24 protein-coding genes are annotated in these 18353 nt (G+C 42.5%); 2 read left to right on the top strand and 22 right to left on the bottom strand.

Translation table 11 applies throughout. From position 1 onward, the window contains the following. Positions 1–7: 7 nt before the first annotated feature. From SCB77_RS21455 to SCB77_RS21355, 21 genes are all read right to left on the bottom strand, one after another. Positions 8–322, bottom strand: a complete 315-nt coding sequence (locus tag SCB77_RS21455; RefSeq protein ID WP_320184052.1) for a DUF4134 domain-containing protein — start codon at positions 320–322, stop codon at positions 8–10. Positions 323–351: 29 nt separating this feature from the next. Continuing rightward, positions 352–663: a DUF4134 family protein gene (locus tag SCB77_RS21450; protein ID WP_320184051.1), complete on the bottom strand. Its 312-nt coding sequence runs from the start codon at positions 661–663 to the stop codon at positions 352–354. Position 664: 1 nt separating this feature from the next. Continuing rightward, entirely contained in the window at positions 665–1003 is a 339-nt protein-coding gene (locus tag SCB77_RS21445; RefSeq protein ID WP_320184050.1) for a hypothetical protein, read from the bottom strand. Then, entirely contained in the window at positions 1000–1377 is a 378-nt protein-coding gene (locus tag SCB77_RS21440) for a hypothetical protein (protein WP_320184049.1), read from the bottom strand. The genes SCB77_RS21445 and SCB77_RS21440 overlap by 4 nt, the downstream gene beginning before the upstream one ends. After that, positions 1370–2008 carry a ParA family protein gene (locus tag SCB77_RS21435; RefSeq protein ID WP_320184048.1) on the bottom strand — a complete coding sequence of 213 codons (639 nt, stop codon included), beginning with the start codon at positions 2006–2008 and terminating at the stop codon, positions 1370–1372. The genes SCB77_RS21440 and SCB77_RS21435 overlap by 8 nt, the downstream gene beginning before the upstream one ends. Positions 2009–2026: 18 nt before the next feature. Then, positions 2027–3187 carry a relaxase/mobilization nuclease domain-containing protein gene (locus SCB77_RS21430; RefSeq protein ID WP_320184047.1) on the bottom strand — a complete coding sequence of 387 codons (1161 nt, stop codon included), beginning with the start codon at positions 3185–3187 and terminating at the stop codon, positions 2027–2029. A gap of 8 nt (positions 3188–3195) precedes the next feature. Further along, positions 3196–3606, bottom strand: a complete 411-nt coding sequence (gene mobC / locus SCB77_RS21425) for a plasmid mobilization relaxosome protein MobC (protein ID WP_320184046.1) — start codon at positions 3604–3606, stop codon at positions 3196–3198. A gap of 858 nt (positions 3607–4464) precedes the next feature. Beyond that, positions 4465–5445: a toprim domain-containing protein gene (locus tag SCB77_RS21420; RefSeq protein WP_320184045.1), complete on the bottom strand. Its 981-nt coding sequence runs from the start codon at positions 5443–5445 to the stop codon at positions 4465–4467. 634 nt (positions 5446–6079) lie between these two features. After that, complete coding sequence (gene arsB / locus SCB77_RS21415; RefSeq protein WP_320186642.1) at positions 6080–7120, bottom strand: ACR3 family arsenite efflux transporter; 1041 nt, start codon at positions 7118–7120, stop codon at positions 6080–6082. Further along, entirely contained in the window at positions 7095–7739 is a 645-nt protein-coding gene (locus tag SCB77_RS21410) for a protein-tyrosine-phosphatase (protein ID WP_320184044.1), read from the bottom strand. Before SCB77_RS21410 ends, arsB begins: the two co-directional genes overlap by 26 nt. A 19-nt stretch (positions 7740–7758) precedes the next feature. Next, complete coding sequence (locus SCB77_RS21405) at positions 7759–8223, bottom strand: DUF6428 family protein (RefSeq protein ID WP_320184043.1); 465 nt, start codon at positions 8221–8223, stop codon at positions 7759–7761. Between the two features lie 72 nt (positions 8224–8295). Further along, complete coding sequence (locus tag SCB77_RS21400; protein WP_320184042.1) at positions 8296–8625, bottom strand: ArsR/SmtB family transcription factor; 330 nt, start codon at positions 8623–8625, stop codon at positions 8296–8298. Between the two features lie 328 nt (positions 8626–8953). Then, positions 8954–9760, bottom strand: coding sequence for a PRTRC system ThiF family protein (locus tag SCB77_RS21395; RefSeq protein ID WP_320184041.1), 807 nt, complete (start codon positions 9758–9760; stop codon positions 8954–8956). After that, a complete protein-coding gene (locus SCB77_RS21390; protein ID WP_320184040.1) occupies positions 9757–10470 on the bottom strand; it encodes a PRTRC system protein B in 714 nt (237 codons plus the stop codon). The genes SCB77_RS21395 and SCB77_RS21390 overlap by 4 nt, the downstream gene beginning before the upstream one ends. A gap of 4 nt (positions 10471–10474) precedes the next feature. Further along, positions 10475–11383 (bottom strand): hypothetical protein, encoded by a 909-nt coding sequence (locus SCB77_RS21385; RefSeq protein WP_320184039.1) that lies wholly within the window; start codon positions 11381–11383, stop codon positions 10475–10477. 65 nt (positions 11384–11448) lie between these two features. Then, the gene (locus SCB77_RS21380; protein ID WP_320184038.1) at positions 11449–11622 is read right to left on the bottom strand and encodes a hypothetical protein; all 174 of its coding nucleotides are present in this window, start codon (positions 11620–11622) and stop codon (positions 11449–11451) included. A 24-nt stretch (positions 11623–11646) separates the two neighbouring features. After that, positions 11647–11865, bottom strand: a complete 219-nt coding sequence (locus SCB77_RS21375) for a PRTRC system protein C (protein ID WP_320184037.1) — start codon at positions 11863–11865, stop codon at positions 11647–11649. Positions 11866–11891: 26 nt separating this feature from the next. Continuing rightward, positions 11892–12515, bottom strand: coding sequence for a PRTRC system protein E (locus SCB77_RS21370; protein WP_320184036.1), 624 nt, complete (start codon positions 12513–12515; stop codon positions 11892–11894). A gap of 104 nt (positions 12516–12619) precedes the next feature. Continuing rightward, entirely contained in the window at positions 12620–12991 is a 372-nt protein-coding gene (locus tag SCB77_RS21365) for a single-stranded DNA-binding protein (RefSeq protein WP_320184035.1), read from the bottom strand. 475 nt (positions 12992–13466) lie between these two features. Then, positions 13467–14321: a universal stress protein gene (locus tag SCB77_RS21360; protein ID WP_320184034.1), complete on the bottom strand. Its 855-nt coding sequence runs from the start codon at positions 14319–14321 to the stop codon at positions 13467–13469. Positions 14322–14474: 153 nt separating this feature from the next. Then, positions 14475–14990: a YciE/YciF ferroxidase family protein gene (locus tag SCB77_RS21355; RefSeq protein ID WP_320184033.1), complete on the bottom strand. Its 516-nt coding sequence runs from the start codon at positions 14988–14990 to the stop codon at positions 14475–14477. 755 nt (positions 14991–15745) lie between these two features. Between SCB77_RS21355 and SCB77_RS21350 the strand changes: the two genes are divergently transcribed. Next, on the top strand, positions 15746–16357 hold the full coding sequence (locus SCB77_RS21350; protein WP_320184032.1) for a hypothetical protein: 612 nt from the start codon (positions 15746–15748) through the stop codon (positions 16355–16357). Positions 16358–16367: 10 nt separating this feature from the next. Then, on the top strand, positions 16368–17024 hold the full coding sequence (locus SCB77_RS21345; RefSeq protein ID WP_320184031.1) for a DUF6766 family protein: 657 nt from the start codon (positions 16368–16370) through the stop codon (positions 17022–17024). A gap of 233 nt (positions 17025–17257) precedes the next feature. On the opposite strand, the gene SCB77_RS21340 is transcribed toward SCB77_RS21345, so the two are convergent. Further along, entirely contained in the window at positions 17258–18307 is a 1050-nt protein-coding gene (locus SCB77_RS21340; protein WP_320184030.1) for a DUF748 domain-containing protein, read from the bottom strand. Positions 18308–18353: the final 46 nt, after the last annotated feature.

The following is an 18353-nucleotide window of genomic DNA, read 5'->3' as shown; positions in this document are numbered from 1 at the left end:
GCGCATACTAAACGCCGAAAAAGGCTTTAATGACCACGGATACGAGCACCAAGAAAAGACAGGAACCGCCCCAGCCCATAAGCTCCTTGTTGATGTCCTGATCGCCCGAGTTCCACTTGATGTACACGCGCACCCCGCCGATGATCCCCACCACGGCGCCAATGGCAAGGGTCAGGGTCGATACCGGATCGATGTAACTGGTCAGCGAGGAGGTTGCCGCGTTGATCCCGGTTGTTCCGCCGCCCGTTTGGGCAAGCAGCGACTGGGATGCAACCATTACCGCCATAGCGGTAGCAAACAGTTTTCTGGTCTTTACTGTCATGGATAAAAAATTAAAGGATGAATGGATTTTTAAATGCCGTAAAGGGCCTTTAGAAAAGCGCTGACCAAGGTCAAAAAGAGGCAGGAAAACAGCCAGCCCATCACCTGTGCATCGATGTGGTGGTGACGGCCGCTCTGCCAGTTTGCATAGATGCGCAGTCCGCCGAGTATGCCGGCTATGGCGCCCAATACCAGCACAAAGTCCGAAAGCGCATAGTACCAGCGTCCAACTTCCGAGCTGGCGCCATAGAATTCAGAAAGTCCAGGTTGTGCGAGAAGCAGCGCAGGTAAAAAAAGGAAGATGCTACTTAGGATAGTTTTAAAGCAATAGGTTTTCCGCATCCTAGTACGGAATGGCACGTGTGTGCTCGATCAGGTTATCCTTGGCTAGGCGCATTAGTTCACCGAGACTTACTCCGCCCGTTGATTCTGTAACCGAACTGATCGCGGTCGATGGTGCTGGTGTCGACTGCATATCGGAGGCTGAACCCACTTCCTCTTGCTGATCAGGTTCTTCCAGCGTGATCAGCTCCGGCACCACATCATCTTCAAAGTAGAGTTTCTCCTCTGTGGTTGCTATAACACCAACTTTGCCAGCCAGCCAGCGGTCATAAAGCAGGTTTATAACATAATAGATCAGGTACGCCAGTACCAAACTAAGGGAAAAAGTAGTCCAGCTCATAGTTCTGTATTTTTGATGGTTTCTTGAATATGTTCTGCCAGCCACGGATGCTGCTCAAGGTAGCGGTGCAGGCTGTACACGATAAAGCGGTTCATATCGATGTTCTTGGCAAGTTTGATGCGCTTAAGCAGGTTGACGGTGCGCGCATCCAGTCGGATCATGCTCTTCTCGGAATATTCCGGCTTAAAGTCTTCAATAGCCTTAAAAAATGCTTCTGCCTGTTTCTCATGAGGATCGGCTTTGACCTTCTTAGCAACTTTAGGCTTACTGGCCTCTGCTCCTTCACTAATCTCTTTTGTAATTTCCTTTTCCGGTTGCTCTTTGGCCTTCAGCTCATCACGAAGTTGATCGGCAAGCGAGCGAATGTTACGCATCGTTGGCCTCGCTTTCTATAAAGGTCTCATAGATCTCCCCAAGTATGGGAAGCACTACAGGCAAAAGGATGGCCGGAATGCAGGTGGTATCCACCCGCTGAAAATCGATTCTGTCCGGAAAACCTTTTCCAACGTGGCCAAAGCCAGCTAGCGCCTTATCCACCTCTAGCCTAGTTTGGTATTTAACGCCGCTTTTAAGCCTATTTGGAATAAAATGCAAGGGAGCCGAGGTATTGATCTTGGAGACGACCATGGCAAATAGCAAAGTCGAATCGACCGAAAACTGATCATAGCCAAAGGGACAAAGGATTAGATCACCTGCACGGATTACCGGAATCAGATCGTCGTCATCCATTTTTCCGGGCAGATCAATGAGCACTATCTCATCTGGATTCTTGCTCAGCACGGTCATTAAATCTGGAAAATCACGAAGGTCGGCAGCCAGCACTTCATAGGGAACCAAGCTTTCGGTAAGCTGCGCTTTTTCGTACTTGGAGGAGATCGACTGCTGATAATCCATGTCGAGGACCGTAACGGGCCGATTTTTATTGACGGCAAGGTAATTGGCCAGTAGCAGTGTTACGGTACTTTTCCCTGCTCCGCCTTTCTGGTTTCCTAATAAGATGACCATAATGATCCATTTTAAATGTTAGCGTTTTTTTGTTGATTTATTATTCTGACGGTTTCGTTTTTTGCCGTGTACAGCCTCATCGTCCACGTCATCCGTTAGGTTTAGTCCGATTATCGGCGCAGCGATCGGTTCCTCCACGGATCCGATTGCCGCTGGGCGATCAGCCTTTTCTATCGCCGACTCTTGACGATCAGCCTTCGTCCATGGTTCGCCTTTATAGGTTGAAGCAGCGGCATGATCCCTTTTATCGTCCGATATTCTGCGTGCGTTCTTCTCCCCTGCTCCCGTTAGCCGTGCTAGCGGATAAACCTGACTGCCCTTAAATATATTATTCTTGCTATGGTCTATAATGGTATAACCATAGGGCGGCTTGCCACTAGCCGAGTGGAAAACAAAGTGTAGACCGAATCGTATTGCCAACTTACGGGTCAGTTCAGAACTAAAGATTCCCTTTTCCTGCTTGAGCTTCTGATCAAACTGATAGCGATATTTATCGATCAGCGCATAAATCTGCTTCTCTCGGCCAGAATTTTCGCTGTACTGCCTTATCTGCTTATCGATATCCTCCCAGCGCACCTCACCGAGCAATTTTCCGAACTTGAATAGTTTGAGGCGCTGATCCTCCCCGCTCAGCGAGTAACCGCGGTTCTCCAGTAATGTTCGAAATTGCGCTCTTGTGCTGAAATTATACCTTAGGGCATCAGCCAGATCTTTCTGCACTTTATGCAGTGCCTTTTCGCCCAGAATTTCGTGGAGCACTTCATAAGCTCGGATCTTTTCAAAACTGTTATCGATCTTTTTGCCATCTTTGCCCACCCTTGTCGATACGATATGTACATGAACATTTGCGGTATCGCTGTGCAGGATAACTAGATATGGCTGCTCGCCATAACCCATCCCCTGCATCCAGTCATGTGCCACAGCGTTAAGTTCGCCGGTCGCGTACTGTTTACCTTTTGCAGAGATCACCACATGTAACTGTGGATACTTGATGCGGGAGCTCATCGAAGAAACTGCTTCTAGATAATTGATATAGTCCTGTGGCCGCAAGTTGGTTAAACCTTGAAGCGCATCGAAGTTACGCATACTGAGTAGCTCCCCCTGATCGGAATCTACTTTATTGGTATTATAACGCACCCCGCCAAAGCTGGCTGATTTACGAAGAAATTTAACGATCATGTGTGCTGCTATTTTTTTAAGGCGCGTAAGAGATGCCGCCAGGTTATGTCCAATTGCTTCTGAATAGCTGCGTGCTGCTCCAGCAATTTTTTAAGTTCCTCGGCTACATGGGGGTGCAACTTACCTTGCTTGGCTAGCACATTGGCATGTCTTGCGAGTTGATTCAGGTTGTTCCCGATCCGGCCAAGCTCCGCTCCTTGACGCGAGAGTTCCCCTAACACCTCCTTCACATTGACCATTGTTACGGCGCCGCTAGCGAAGATCTTCTTTCGGATCAGCTGCATTCGGTTCATGCCGCTTTGCGCTTTCATCAGGTTAAGTTCTTCCAGCTCGCTCTCGGTGAGCTTGACAGTGACCACACGTAGCCGCTTAGGGTAAACCTTCGCAGGCCTGCCCCGTATCTTAATTGGATCAATCATCGGTGTATTAATTAAGGTTTAAGAGGAAAAACAAGTTGCGCAGTTTTTCGATCCTTTCTGAGCAGGCTGACCACAGGTCGGGCGAACCGGAAAGGCAAGGAATTTTTGGGTGCACCCAAAATACAACTTGCTGCTAACAAAACAAGAGTGGGGCTATAGCCTACGCTGCTTTGTGCATTGGACATTTGCGGGGTTTACTTCCATTTTTGAAGTTGAATACAATAACTTTTCGGAACTAGCAGGCTTTTACTAAGCGAGTCCATAAACATTGAACTCATCGTTTACTTTCATGACCTAATTGCAATTAAAGTCATCTGCTTCCGTTTGGATAAGTTTAATATTTAACTAGCCAATTAACCAATCTGCCTCTCCGCTAAGCGACCTATCAGCCAAGTTACTCCATACACTAATTCGTACGAAGCTTTTTAGCCTAATTGCTAATTGGCAAATCAATAGAATTGCTTATTTACTAATTAATGGCTGAGCTGAGTAGCACCATAACTAAGTATGGTATCGTTTGGTCAGCTGTCTAGTGATATAGTTGGCTAGTTATCAAGCCAATTTGTTAAGCGCTACAACAGCCTATGACTTGGTATGCTAATCAGCTAATAACTTGTGTAAGAAAATCCGTCATTATAGTACTACCCCATCAGCTTAATAGCTAATCTGCTAACTGATCTCTTGCTTATCAAGTTAGCCAGCTAATGAGGCATGCCGCCAATTGGATCATCAGCCAAGCATATCACCAGCCTTTTTGTCCCATAGCCATTTTGGAAAATGATAAGTAGGCTAATTGGTAAAGCATTTGGCAAATTAGCCATTCAGCAGCTTGGAAGCATCTCCAAATGAAAACGGGAATTATCTTTTGAAGGCAGACATCATCTTTTCATAGATATGAGATTCTTCATAGATGACGTTTGGAGATGGTCTATTGATGAACATATCATTGTAATCTTTGTATTTCCGGTAGAGACTTGAGCGATCTTGTGCATGGGGTACAGCACCTTTTAATTGCAGGAAGGCCTTCTCACCTGCCTTGTCCCGATCGAAGTATGCTTGAACAGAAGAAAACGATGCAATCTTGGATAAAGCAGGTTCCAGCAAATTGACCGAGTTGAGCACAATAACTGAATCCGTAGCTTTAGGATTATCGGCAAGCCAACTTAGGTAATCCATATACCCTTCAAATAGCGTAATCCTCGACTCTGATCCAGTAATCGTTGTGATGGCTTTACGACCAAGGCATGCCTTGAACTTAAAATGCTTTCCTTTATTGCTGAGCTCCCAGCTACCCAGATCGTTTTGCCAACCTGCGCAGAAAAAAGACTTTCCCGCCTTTGGTCCTGTTACAATCTCATAGTAGACCTCCTTGATCCGACCTTTGGCCTGATTGAAGATTCCTCTATCTTTCAGATAGGCGCTGATCCGCTGGTTTCCGCCAATTTCCTTTACGTCCGTAACTTTGTAGTTGGTAAGCTTTTCAGATTGCGAAGTGGTCTTCCGAGGTCGACTGGCCGGTGGAATATTCGCAGGGAAGTCCAAAAGCATTGTTTCACTGATCTTTTTAAGTACCTGACCGAAATCGGAAGGAAACCAGTAAGCAAGCGCAAAATCGATCACATTGCCGCCCTGCTTTTGGGAAACGCCCGCGCCACCGTGATCAAACCAAACGTTTAGATTTTTATTGACGCAGAGTGAGGGCGTCCGTTCCTCTCGAAGCATACTCTTGTAAAATAACTCCTTGCCGCTACGGTAAGATGGCCGGTGACCAAGTTTTGCCAGCAGATCCACCAAAGAGACCTCTTGCTTGATCTGATCGGCGGTTACAATATTTGCCATAAGTATAAATTTTGAAATGATAAAATTGGTTTTGGCCGATTTGGGAACGGCCTCTATAAATAGAAAAAGGGAGTCGATGTACCATCGCTCCCCTATATGTTTATAAAATTGATCTTATCTTGTACTGATCTTTTACGAGCGTATCACTACGATAAAAAGGATAATCGCAAAAGAATGCTACTCGGGAATACTCACGTTGGCGTATAAGCGCCCGCCAAAACTGGCTGCCTAAGGTTCAAGGTTCGACGGCCAATCACCGTCACAAACCCCTGCACTTAATTTCAAGAGAAATGCTTCTTCCCACGATGTCAAAGAACGAGTCCTTTATCGTGGTCAAAATTGTACAGAGTAAATTCTGATATTTAACAAGCCAAAGATCTTGGTACAAATATTTACCGTAGTATTTCCATAAGAAAAATAGCAGAAGCACTATTAAAAACTGTGGATAATAAACTTCATCTTCTATAAAATAAGGCTGTAATGCACCATTACGTGCGAGAACTTAAAAAAATCCAACAAAAACGTAAAATATGTGGACTTATATTACCAAGTCCGACAACTTGGTAAATAATTTCATTGGGATTTAGTTTCTTGTATCAAAGCTGCGGATCTTTCTATAAGTATATGGCACACCTCAATTACTTATCGTATAAAATTTACGCTTTAAATAAAAACTGATCTTAACCAATAGAATTAGCGAAGGTACTTCAATAAGGGGACCTATCACGCCTACAAATGCTTGTGGCGAGTGAATTCCAAAGACAGCGATTGCAACTGCTATAGCAAGCTCAAAATTGTTTCCAGTCGCGGTAAATGCGATGGAAGCATTGCGGTCATAAGGAATTCTAAGAGATTTACCAATTAAGAAGCTTGCGAAAAACATCAGAAAGAAGTAAATAACTAATGGCACAGCTATCTTAAAGACATCTAAAGGGAGTTCTAAAAGTTGATCCCCTTTCAAACTGAACATCAATACAATTGTGAACAACAATGCATAGAGCGTAACTGGTGAAATTGCAGGAATGAATTTCCGATTGTACCATTCAATTCCTTTCGCTTTTACAAGAAAAAACCTGCTTGCAAATCCTGCTAGAAATGGAATACCCAAATAGATCAGGACACTTTCAGTAACGTCCCACATAGAAACTGTTACATCAAAATTTGCTAATCCAAGTTTGCTAGGCAAAACATTGATAAATAGCCACACCAGAAAACTGTAGGTGAATACTTGAAAAATGCTGTTTAAGGCTACCAATAAAGCGGCATACTCACGGTTGCCTTTCGCTAGGTCATTCCAGACGATCACCATAGCAATACATCGTGCTAAACCTATCAAGATAAGCCCAATCATATAGTCAGGTTCGTCACGCAAAAAAACGATGGCTAAAACAAACATGAGGATCGGGCCGATGATCCAGTTTAAGATCAGCGACACGCTAATCGCTTTCTTGTCTTTGAACACCAATGGTAAAAGTGAATAATCAACTTTTGCCAATGGAGGATACATCATTAATATCAAACCAATTGCCAAGAGGATGTTGGTTGATCCAATAGAAAGCGCCCCAGTAACAGTAGAGATATTTGGGAATAGGTATCCTAGCCCAATCCCAACTGCCATCGCCAAGAATATCCAAAGCGTTAGATAGCGATCAAGAAATTTTAATTTTGGCTGCATCATTTTTTTTACTAATCTGTGAAAACACGTAGAACATTTCTTGGCCTATTTCCAAGCTTCTCTTGGCGTAAACCTTGTCTTGCTCAGGTGTATTGTCGGATATCTTCGGATCTTCAAAGGTGATCGGAATCCGCTTTTCGGCTCCTGCGATGAAGGGACATCCCCCATCTGCCTGAGAGCAAGTCATAACGGCTGCAAAATGCGAGATGGGATTATAGGAATGGTCGTATTTCTTGGAGAAGCCGACAAGAGGAGCGCAATTATCATCATACTTGATCGCATAGATAGGATTGTTACCTTCTGATAATTGGAGGAATTGAAATCCCTGCTCGTTCAATGTAAAGGCCACTTTACCATACAACGCTGTTTCTTCTGTCCCTCCCGAGTAGCAATGAACGTTTTCTATACCGTAGAAACTAGCTGCGGTCTGCGCCCATATTTGCGATAAATGGCTGCGTCTGGAATTATGCGTACAAATAAAATTGATATTGATTTCTTGATCTCCATCATACTTCTGCTGAATATATTCAATCAGCGGCTTTAGTATAGATTGGCGTTCGCTCATTTGGGCAGTATCCACTTGAAATCGCCCTATGGTATCTAGTAATTTGGGGTACATAATTATATCTCTTTATAATTTAACAGCAGCCTGAATTTGGTGAACAACAAGAATTCTGTAACTGTGATAGCTCAACCTTAGGTTTATCACTTGGTACGCCGCATGCATCCATTGCCAAGCAGGCCGTTTGCTTGTTTTTAAGAACAAAATGTTTTCCGCTAAACGCAAGATCATATTTTCCAATCGTTTCGGTTTGATATTCAACCTCAATCTCCGCATCTGCGATTCCAAGTTGTTCTTCGGATAGTTTAATAATGTTAAGCAATTTGTTGGGCTTTAGTCGATGCTCATAGTCATCTGCATTCCACAGTTGGAAATTGACTACGCTTTCACTTCTTATCGTGCCACCACAGTCGATGAAACTCTTGGTGATGATACCGACTTCGGTTACATGGAAATGTTCCGGCACGAAAGCACCGTTTTCCAATTGAAATTCAACATTGTCTAATGTTGGTAGGATTGTTTTGATTTCTGATAGTTTCATATTTATCTCCTTTGGTAATTAAATAATACATTGTAATATCGCTATATAACGATGTTTGTGATAAAAAAAATGCTAACAGCATTTTTCTACTTTAACGTCTTGATCAAAGAACAGATTGATAACTCTCTGCACGTCCTTCCAAGTTTTTTCTTCAATACAATAGCACACAGACTTTCCTTCAATAGAACCTTGAATGATACCAATACTTTTTAGCTCTTTTAGATGCTGAGAAATGGTGGCTTGGGCCAAGCCTAACTCTTCAACGAGATCATTACAGATACAAGCATTCTGGTTAATAATATGATTCAGAATAGCAATTCGTGCCGGATGCCCCAGCACTTTAAACAAAGAGGCTAGTCTGTTCTGCTCTTCTGAAAATATGTCTGTCTTAGTTATTCCCATATCTCCAACATATATGATCGCAATATTACGATTATATTTTTAATAAACCAAGATCTCCTCAAAATATAATAGACAGGATTTTGTCAGCTATCCGATTTTAAAGTACAACATTTTTAAGTAGCACAGTTGATGAAAATACAGCTACATAAAAAGACTTTAATCCTACCACAATACCACATGTCCTGCGCGAATACTCATAGCAGAAGATAGTTGAATCAGCGAAGCGTCTCAACTCAGATAACATCGATGCCTCGGCATTGAATCCTTTTTTCCGCTTCGGGACTTCTAGGTCTAAACCGGAAGTCCCGAAGCGCGCGCTAAAACAGCACTATCCGAAGTCTATCGGTTGCGCCCTAAAATCCCTTAAATTCAAAAAGAAGCCCCTGTGTGACGTCATTCCCTGCCGAAACAAGCTCCAAAGTAAGGACATACCCATCTGCGCAAGCGCTGAATTGATATATAAATCTTGCTTTTGCAAAGCATCCGCGACCGAACAACTGGGCGTATCATCTATGATTTCCGACCGCCGAAGCAAAGCCGCAAATTCATTCGTAACAAATGGCAAATTCGCCACGGGAATGAATTGCTCCGATTTCGGTTGCGCAATTTCCCCGACAGTTGAAAGCAAAACCTGCCCCGTATTTTGGCCATTGCCGAAGTCTAGCCAATACTTTGGGCGATTGTTGTAATTACTAATTCGTCCAATCTTTCGTAGTATTTCAGCAATTTCAAATCGTGCCTTTACAGAATCCACACAAGAAACAGTCAAAGTAGCCGAGAAATTAGTAGAATCAGCAGCGAAACTCTCCAAACCATACTTTGTTGCTTCCGCTCTCCATCGTGTTCCCGACCAACGGTTGGTGCGGTTAATCAGTGCCACCGATTTGTGTAATCCAAGTTCCGAGGAAGCAAAGCGCTGTCTACCCAAATTCGCTTCGCTGATTGAATCATCATCCCACAGCCGTACCTGCAAACCTGCATGACCAAGTGCAAGCAAACTGTGGTTCATTTCCACGAGAGCGGTCAGCACCTTCGAGCCAGTCCCTCCTGCCCCGATCAAATTGACCGTAATCGGATTGGTCGGATTTAAGAGTCCGTTATCGACAAAGTGTACTTTTGGTTTAGTTGTATTCATAGTAGTAAAGTTTTAATGGACATATTCGTTTTCTTTAGCACTTTTGCCGGAAAAGATTTATCGTTACCAACTAAGCTTTCCCATAGCAAGACACAGTTACCTTTTATTGGCTCGTGACCATTCATTAAATGGCTGAAATAGCTTTCAAAAAAGTAGCTCTCCCACGTTTGCATGAAACGCTCCAAAGAGCGTTCATTTTGCAGATCAACATCTACTGTCCCCATACACACTTTACCATCTTGGTAAATGTTAAAGAAGGGTGCATGGTAAAGTGTCGTTTTTTCTGTTGGTCGTTTGCCCGAAGTGAAAGCATAGACTCGTAGAGACTGCGCGTCCGCACGCCAAAGCAAAGCCGGAATATTCGCTTTCCCGCTGTTAATGCCGAGAGCTGGAGCAAAGAACAACTCGCGGTTCTGCGGCTTACTATACCAGAGCACTTGCTTTTTTACAGCATCAAAATGCAAGACATTGCTAGGCAACATGCCTTTTGCCGATAAGTAATTTAGCTTGCCTTCCGCTTGGTTGCTTAGCGATTTAGCTAGCTTCTCTGCCTCACGAATCGAAAGCGGATGCGCACTGATCGGACGACCTAATGCATCCATATCAAAATACTCCACATAAGTATCTTTGTTTGTTTTTGAATTTTGATAAATCAGCAGACCTGCTTTAGGGTGGTACAGCGTACCAATTTGATGGGTTATATCCTTCATAATATTAGTAGTTGTAATTGTTTAATAAAATGGACAGATCTTCAACTAACTTAAATAGCTTGATTTCAAAATCAAAGTTGTTACCTTTGATTTCCCTTCCGTCAATCGGCAAAAAAATCGTTGGTTCGTCGATACCGCTAAACTGCTGTAAATCCGTGTTCACCGTTTCGATGACAAGATCAGAAAGCTCACCGCAAGCCGATCCGTAAAAAGAGATGTAATTATCAAGGCTAATTTGACGTGAAAGGTCATCGTCTTCCTCCACAAATGAACCCTCCCTAAACTTATCATAAATATGGGCATCAGGATAAACGGTTAAAAGTGTAAAAGCTAACTCTCCAATTTTAAGACAATCGCGATCAAAGTCATCTTTAGTGCGAAAACCTTCCAGACGATTCTTGAAGTTACGTAAGTTTTCGGGATTTTGGATTTTAAGTTCAATGACGTCTCCGACGTACTCCATGCATCTATATTCTTTCACAAACGCCAAATCCTCTTCGTCATCTTGCATTTTCCAATCATTAAGCATATCATAGGTGTAGTTTAGATAATTCCCTTCATGCCTGTGATAGGGAATCCGCGCGACTTGAAACAAGTAAGCAAATGCGGAGAGTAACAAATGCGAAGCTTTTTTTCGGCTATTATCGCGAAGCATATAAAATAGCGGCTCTACCGGAATATAATAAAGCGTCATTCCAGTGTCGAAGCGCTGCTGTCTAGCAAAGAACACCGACCCTTCATCCTCGACTAGCCTGATATCCTGCCATTCCTCACCAGTTGCCTTAAGCGCCCTTTGCAAATGATCCATAGCGCAAGCCATGTTGCAAGGAAAACCTAATTGCTCGGTCTCCGGCAAGGAGAAATTTAACTGTTTGCAGAGCATAGAAAGGGAACTATAAAAGTCCCTCTCCATTTTCTTGCTGTCTACACATACATCGCTAAGATCAGTCTTTGCCAATTTAGGTGCAAAAGCCGTCCTCAAAAAACCATGGGAAGCATCTCCACAGGTACTGATTGCTGTCTGTCTTTTAAAACTTCGTTTGCATCGCGCGGTCTTTCCATGTAATCCACGAAGTAGACGAGCGCGGCGTGCAATCTTTCCTGCGCGCGATCTTGTGGCAGCTCGATCAAATGTTCCATATTTTCGTGCATGATTCATAACTATTTATCTAAAAATTAACCCTTCGTTCCGATCACCGTTTCAAAGCGGTATTGTACCGCGTCATCCTTAAGTACTGGTGCGGAAATCTTGGCCGTAGTCACAATAGGATAATTCGCGCTGTAAAAATTAAGCACCGCTTGGGGAGACCACTTCGGGTTTGGGTCTGTTAAGGTTATCACTTGCCCTTTATCCATCAAGATGAAAACGCGTGGTAATTGTGTTGCTAGTAGCATAGCTATTAAGTTTAAAATTTAGTATTCTATTCTTCCTCGTCCGAGAATCCATCATTATCAAGCGGATCGCTATCATCTTCTAGATTACTCGATTCCTCCACGTGCTCGGATACATCTTCCAGTTGCGAAGCGCTCGCACCAAAGAGGTCAGGTGCAAAGCGAGCCGACAAATCCGCTTTGCGCTTACGAATAAGTTCTGCCTGCTCGGGAAATTCAGCAGGATCGGGAAGCTTTGTCCATGCATCACGAAATTTGCCCTCCTTTTCAAGCGCGTCCACCTTGCCCATCGATTCTTTGTACTTCTTGTCTTTGGTTTCTCTACCCTTGCGCTTCATTTCCTCCTGTTGCTTTTCCATTGCCGAATTCTTCTTTGCAATCTCCATTTGTGCAAGGAAAGCCTCCATATCCACCATTAAACCCGAAACCTGCTCCATAGGCTTTGCGATCTGCCCAAAGAAATCTTCGTCCAATTCCTCCGCTGTACCCTTCAAGGTTAGCGGCGGTATCAAATCCTTGGCGCTATCACCACAAGCGTCATTGCGGAGTAGAATCGATACCACCAATCCATTTTCCGCGCTCTTTCCGATCGTCAATTGCAGGTTACCTGCAAAATCCAAACGTGCTATATTGTTAAAAAATCCATTTTCCATATCTAAAAGAATTACTTTCTATCTTATTGAATAATTAAAAATCGACCCATTCGGCAAGATTTTAAAGTGATAGCCTAAACGACTACCACTTTAAAACCGCTGTCCTAAAATGGGAGGTCGTCCTCTACTGCTTCGGCAACCACCTCATCATTTTCCTCCGCCCGAATACCACTACCGAAAAGCGGCTTAATGCTTGATACATGAAAATTCAGCGTTGCACGCGGATTGCCATCCCGATCTATCCAACCCGAAGCGCTTACTCGGCCGATCAATTCCACAAGCAAACCTTTAACAAGCATCTTCGCTACTTTAGGTGTGAGCCAATAGGCACAGTCAAAGAACTCTGTCTGCTCGACACGTTCGCCTTGCTTGTTCTTGTAGCTGTCATTGACCGCTACCGAGAAATTAACGACTTCTTTGCCACCTGCGGTGGTCTGCACTTGTGCATCTTTTGTTACTCTACCAATGATGTTCATAACCTAAAAAGTTTAAAAATTAAAAAATCTGTTCAGCTCCCCTCTCCGTCTCTCGTTTGTTTTTTCTAGCTATTTTCCAAAAGAAAAAACGGAAAAAAAGAAAGCCAAATAAGGTTATGGACAAGGGTAAGACCAAAAGGAAACGGAATAATGGAAGGGCGCCCTTTAGGGAAGTAGTCCGTTATGCCGTAGTCTTTTGGTGGAAGATGAGCGGATGGCGGCCATTGTACCTTTGCAGCCTTTTTGACCGTTTCGATTGGCAAATAGTCATATTATGCTTAAACAAATCAGTATTTTTCAAGCATAGCTGCTTACCAAAACACACTAGTTAAGCCCTCTACAAAATCCGGTAGGCGGTAAACTAAACCGTTAGATTTATCTATTAAATGCTACTGCTTTAAGCAAGCATATTTGAGGTTAGTAAGGAAATCGTAAAAGCTTTAGACTATTTATCATTCATAGAAAATAATCGACACTATAAAAAGCTCTCGGATTTAAAATATGTAGGAATCAACAGGTTATTACTTATATACTTTGGCAGATTCCGCGATATAAATCTTGTAAAAAAGCTCTTTTGATTGTAACAAACGAGTAATAGGTCTACTCCCTCCTTTTCAATCATCCAATCGATCGCCCGGGGTATAGGCATATAATAGTCCAATCGGTACACGGCATTCTTTTCAATATATTTAATGCTATCCAATTGAAGCTTGTCGGAAAATGCTGTGGTGAGACTCGTGATCGTCTCTGGAGCAGTAGTTATATCTTTTTCCGTCACATGCATTAACAGCAGATCGAAAGAGCGGGGCACGCGATCGGTTAACGATTGCAACAAGGTTCGTTCATTATTTTTAAAATTAGTGAGCAATCCCACCTTATCGAGTTTAGACTGTTCTAACTGCTCCGGTACAGCTATTATTCCAATTGGACAACACTTGATCATGTTTAACGTGTTACTTCCCAAAGTGCGTTTTTTTAGTCCACTTGCACCAGCTGTTCCCATAACGACAAATGTGTAGCTATTTTCCTGCAGCAAATTGAGGACGGTGTCAGCCACATCACCCTGCATGCAGGCCGTGGTCACATTACAATGTGGATGGAAAGCAGTTAATTTTGTTAGCAAAATATCCATTTTCGATTCCCGTTCTTCTCGCTGTACTTCTACCATATCTTCCCCAAAATGATCTTGAAAGGTCAAATTGGCTGAAAGTGTATAGGTGTGCAGAATATGTAGCTTCCACTGAAACTGCTCAGCGAGAAATGCCGAGTAGCGGATGCCCGACCAGGCATTGTCTGAAAAATCGGTAAGCACGAGTAAGGTATTGTTCATGGCTGTCTATCTATGCTTAACAATACAACAATTCAGCATGAAATAAGTTTGTCAAAGTCCGTCTCAGTATGTATTCTTTTCGACAATATCGGTAGGCCGCTATGAAACTAAAAAAGCCAGCTAAATGCCGGCTTTTGATACTTTAAATTTCGATTAAGCTGCGGTATTTGCATCAGATAGCGCAATATCTGTTAACAGCTCATCAGTTTCCTTTTCTTCGGCCAACGTTTGCCCTAGAATTTCCTTAGCGTCCTCATGGCCCATCAACTTCGCGAAGGTGACGACAGACCCGTAACTTGCTATTTCATAATGTTCTACTTTTTGGGCGGCTACGATTAAAGCAGCATCGATCACTTCAGGAGAATCCTGAAATTCCTCTATAATCTCCTCTGCTTCAGCTAAAAGACCTTCCATAGCCTTACATTTCTTGCCTCTGGCAGGAATTCCCAAAGATGAAAAAACCTCTTTCAGACGATCAATATGTCCTTCTGTTTGCTCATAGTGCGTTTGAAATGCTGCTTTCAATTTTTCTCCCGTTGCAGCTTTTATTAGTTTTTTAAGTCCTTGCAATAGCTGTCTTTCTGCCCCTAAAATATCTTTGAGCTCATCCACAAACAATTCATGTAGATGTGCATTGGGCATGTCTGATTGTTCTGTTTTCTTTGCCATATCGTTTTTATTTTCTTATCTGAAGAACGACATTAAACAAACTTAGTTTTACAATCCCATAATTTTTACGCTTCACCCGCTAGCACCGATATTACCCTGGAAACCAAGAAGGTATCCTAGCAATAATTCTAGGTTTTCCATTTCAATCAACAAATACAAGATGACGACATTTATATTCTCTTCAATCCAACAAAGCAGGTCGAAGATTTCAGACTACCCACGCGACAATATGCAAAAGGATGGAAGATAGCGATAGACACATATTCGCCCGAAAAGGATCACCGACATATATATGGGCCCGTGAATTCTGTCGATGTACAATCGCATTCTATGAGTGTACTTATTGCAAAAAAATAAAGTATTCGCTATGCAAAACGCGCCAAATTCTGCAGCTATAATAAGGAGCTTGCAAACACTGGTTAACATTAGGCGTCTAGAAGAATGCCTGAAAGATTATCCAAATATTAAAAATAAATATTGCAAACCAATTTGTGCTAAAACCGTGTTATCTACGATTAGGCAACACCTATTATAGAAATAAGATATAGTCAGTAAGACCCATATTACAGTAGTGTGTTGCTAAGGTGCATATTGCAAACAAAACCTGACTTCTCTTGTATTCCTAAGAACGTTTCAGGTTTTCGGCCGGGTATCGATTGAATAAAGCACAATCGATGAACAGCCTTAGAAGATGACATAAATAAAAATGATGCATAATATATAGCCGAATTAACGAATGACAGATACATCACACTATGGAACGCTTTGAAAAAGACAACATTCCACCACAGATAAGGGGAAAAAAACTTGATATAACTAAACAGCGGCTATTCCGAGATCCGTTAAAACTTAAAGCAACGTTTACCGAGGCAAGAAATCGTTTATTGCATATTAATAATTGGGCCGATCTGGTAGCGGGCGCAAGTTCAACCTTTTATCTTCTTGACAAGACAGGACAGGAAGTGTCTCGCATAGCGAAGGAAGGTGACTATGTTAAGATCGATATACCGGGACCAGGACCTGCACACGGTAATGGCTTCGACTGGGTAACCATTACGAAGATCGACGAACGCCTTGAAGAACTTTACGTAATGCTCACGCTGAAACCCGCTCCTCCGCCCGATAAACCGGATAGCGGTAAGGTGGCTCACTTTTTTAAGGCCAATGCGAGTACTACCCTTGTGGTAAAAGTCGAAGACGAAAAACTAACGGTCATTTATGCAGGAAGAAATGAGGAAATAAATAGAGAAAACGATCGGTCTTTGGATAATATCAGGAATATGTTTGTTGGCTTGGGTGCTAAGTTGGGCCTGTCGCATCCACAATGGGAAAAACTCGTGCTTGGTATTTTAGGTTCGGAAAACTAAGTACTGAGACATGAAAAAATCCTTTATATATAAGAACAGCCTATCGATCGTCTTTTTGGCGTTGTTTGTTGCCGCACTTTTTGGACAGACAATTTTCGGATGGAAAGTCTACAATTCTGAACTTGCAGATGTCGGACAGCGTCCATTGAACCTCTTGTATTATTTGCGAAGCGGACATTTCATCTCTGCTACATTTGAAAATTTCCAGAGCGAATTCTTGCAAATGATGCTCTACGTAGTTCTGACTATTTTTTTAAGACAGATTGGCTCAGCCGAATCAAAAAAACTGAACGAGAAAGAACCTGTTGATCGGGATCCTATCCCGACTTTGGACGCGCCAAGGCCGGTCAGGTCAGGAGGTTGGAGACTTAAACTTTACAAGCATTCGCTATCAATTTCATTTGCGTTTCTATTTGTTTTCAGTTGGGCGATGCATCTGGTTGGAAGCTTTCGCTATTACAATGATGAATTGGGCATGGTCAATAAACCCTCGATCGACCTGGTATCCTTTATTTCAAAGCCCGATTTCTGGTTTGAATCGCTACAAAATTGGCAGAGCGAATTTCTTTCCGTCGCCTCTATAGTCATCTTAACGATTTTTTTAAGACAAAAAGGATCTCCAGAATCAAAACCTGTAGATGCTCCCCATATGGAAACAGGTAAATAGTAAAATTTATGTCAGATATAATGATTTGACCTGCGTGTGGTTATTTGTTTTATCAAGGTCAAAATCGACCTCAGGTCGATTAAGCGACGCATATTGTTAGGTACTTAAGCGTAAAGAGGATTACAACGCAATAAATTAAAAAGATATTCAGCCACTACAGTCTTTTTATTGGTTCACCTGGTGAGCAGAATTAACTGGTCAATAGCACATCCATACCAAGAAAAAATGTTTTATTAAACCGTGCCTTCAATCCCTTGCTTTAACGCTTTAATAAATCCATTTTTAAGTATACCTAAAAAGGTCTGCCATGTACTGGTCTTAGGATCCTTAATATTTCCCTCTATTACAACTGTCGTTGCAACAGTCTCCTTTTTGGGATTCTCTACTACCTTAGCTACCAGTCCGACAACCGCTTCTTTAGCAGCTTGAAAGAATCCCCCTTTTTTCACATCTTTCTTCCAATCAAGTACCTTCAGATCTTTTACGAACGGTTTTACATAACCGTCAATTTGTCCATCGATAAGCTTTAGTTCCGTAAAGACGCTAAACGTTCCCCGCTCTACATCCACGGTCGCGTATTCCTTGATGAAACTATTTAAACTCGTCATATCGACATCACGCAGTTCCAGATCCAGATCGAAATCCGGAATCTCCTTAAGAATGTTAAGCTTCATGTCGCCGTTTAGTTTACCGCCACCAATCGAGGTTCCACTTATCGAAAGCGTAGCGGGCAATTGCCCATTATCTTCATCTACATTTGCTAGATTATAGGCCGTCAGCTGCATGCTATCCACATGCAGATCTATATGTGGACTGGCCTGTCGATCCAAGTATGTAAAGGATCCCTTTTGAATCACCAATTTATTTATGGTGATAGGCATCAGCGATTTAACCGTTTCCGACCAATGCCTTCTGGAAGGCTCCTTAGATAGATCGGCTGATTCCCTTAGGATATGAATCTGCGGTGCGCTCAATTCAATTTCACTGACCAATTTTCCTTTCCATATCGACTTCCATTCGATAGATAGGTCTGCATGCTGAATATTTAGAAATGCATACTTTGTGGTATCCGAAATTTTATCTAGCACCAAACCTCTAATCTGATAGGCACCCCGGTATAAACTGATTTCGATATCATCTACATGTCCTTTATAGCCAGGCAGCTCATTTAGTTGCTTATTTACATAGCTTTTTACTATCGGTGTAAGCGCTATCCGCAGAACCAAGAGGACAAGAAATATTGATAAGACAACCTTTGTTGATTTTTTTAAAGTTTTAAACATAGAATGTGTGTTATCAAATAGCTAACAATTTGCGAAGCATCAAGCA

The sequence above is a fragment of the Sphingobacterium bambusae genome (assembly GCF_033955345.1).
In the GTDB taxonomy this organism is placed as follows: Bacteria; Bacteroidota; Bacteroidia; order Sphingobacteriales; family Sphingobacteriaceae; genus Sphingobacterium; species Sphingobacterium bambusae.
This window is presented reverse-complemented; position numbering and strand designations above follow the sequence as displayed.

Excerpts from the sequence above, each read along its gene's own strand:
- SCB77_RS21455 (WP_320184052.1), bottom strand. The coding sequence starts at position 322 with ATGACAGTAAAGACCAGAAAACTGTTTGCTACCGCTATGGCGGTAATG.
- SCB77_RS21450 (WP_320184051.1), bottom strand. The coding sequence starts at position 663 with ATGCGGAAAACCTATTGCTTTAAAACTATCCTAAGTAGCATCTTCCTT.
- SCB77_RS21445 (WP_320184050.1), bottom strand. The coding sequence starts at position 1,003 with ATGAGCTGGACTACTTTTTCCCTTAGTTTGGTACTGGCGTACCTGATC.
- SCB77_RS21440 (WP_320184049.1), bottom strand. The coding sequence starts at position 1,377 with ATGCGTAACATTCGCTCGCTTGCCGATCAACTTCGTGATGAGCTGAAG.
- SCB77_RS21435 (WP_320184048.1), bottom strand. The coding sequence starts at position 2,008 with ATGGTCATCTTATTAGGAAACCAGAAAGGCGGAGCAGGGAAAAGTACC.
- SCB77_RS21430 (WP_320184047.1), bottom strand. The coding sequence starts at position 3,187 with ATGATCGTTAAATTTCTTCGTAAATCAGCCAGCTTTGGCGGGGTGCGT.
- mobC (WP_320184046.1), bottom strand. The coding sequence starts at position 3,606 with ATGATTGATCCAATTAAGATACGGGGCAGGCCTGCGAAGGTTTACCCT.
- SCB77_RS21420 (WP_320184045.1), bottom strand. The coding sequence starts at position 5,445 with ATGGCAAATATTGTAACCGCCGATCAGATCAAGCAAGAGGTCTCTTTG.
- arsB (WP_320186642.1), bottom strand. The coding sequence starts at position 7,120 with ATGCAGCCAAAATTAAAATTTCTTGATCGCTATCTAACGCTTTGGATA.
- SCB77_RS21410 (WP_320184044.1), bottom strand. The coding sequence starts at position 7,739 with ATGTACCCCAAATTACTAGATACCATAGGGCGATTTCAAGTGGATACT.
- SCB77_RS21405 (WP_320184043.1), bottom strand. The coding sequence starts at position 8,223 with ATGAAACTATCAGAAATCAAAACAATCCTACCAACATTAGACAATGTT.
- SCB77_RS21400 (WP_320184042.1), bottom strand. The coding sequence starts at position 8,625 with ATGGGAATAACTAAGACAGACATATTTTCAGAAGAGCAGAACAGACTA.
- SCB77_RS21395 (WP_320184041.1), bottom strand. The coding sequence starts at position 9,760 with ATGAATACAACTAAACCAAAAGTACACTTTGTCGATAACGGACTCTTA.
- SCB77_RS21390 (WP_320184040.1), bottom strand. The coding sequence starts at position 10,470 with ATGAAGGATATAACCCATCAAATTGGTACGCTGTACCACCCTAAAGCA.
- SCB77_RS21385 (WP_320184039.1), bottom strand. The coding sequence starts at position 11,383 with ATGGAGAGGGACTTTTATAGTTCCCTTTCTATGCTCTGCAAACAGTTA.
- SCB77_RS21380 (WP_320184038.1), bottom strand. The coding sequence starts at position 11,622 with ATGCACGAAAATATGGAACATTTGATCGAGCTGCCACAAGATCGCGCG.
- SCB77_RS21375 (WP_320184037.1), bottom strand. The coding sequence starts at position 11,865 with ATGCTACTAGCAACACAATTACCACGCGTTTTCATCTTGATGGATAAA.
- SCB77_RS21370 (WP_320184036.1), bottom strand. The coding sequence starts at position 12,515 with ATGGAAAATGGATTTTTTAACAATATAGCACGTTTGGATTTTGCAGGT.
- SCB77_RS21365 (WP_320184035.1), bottom strand. The coding sequence starts at position 12,991 with ATGAACATCATTGGTAGAGTAACAAAAGATGCACAAGTGCAGACCACC.
- SCB77_RS21360 (WP_320184034.1), bottom strand. The coding sequence starts at position 14,321 with ATGAACAATACCTTACTCGTGCTTACCGATTTTTCAGACAATGCCTGG.
- SCB77_RS21355 (WP_320184033.1), bottom strand. The coding sequence starts at position 14,990 with ATGGCAAAGAAAACAGAACAATCAGACATGCCCAATGCACATCTACAT.
- SCB77_RS21350 (WP_320184032.1), top strand. The coding sequence starts at position 15,746 with ATGGAACGCTTTGAAAAAGACAACATTCCACCACAGATAAGGGGAAAA.
- SCB77_RS21345 (WP_320184031.1), top strand. The coding sequence starts at position 16,368 with ATGAAAAAATCCTTTATATATAAGAACAGCCTATCGATCGTCTTTTTG.
- SCB77_RS21340 (WP_320184030.1), bottom strand. The coding sequence starts at position 18,307 with ATGTTTAAAACTTTAAAAAAATCAACAAAGGTTGTCTTATCAATATTT.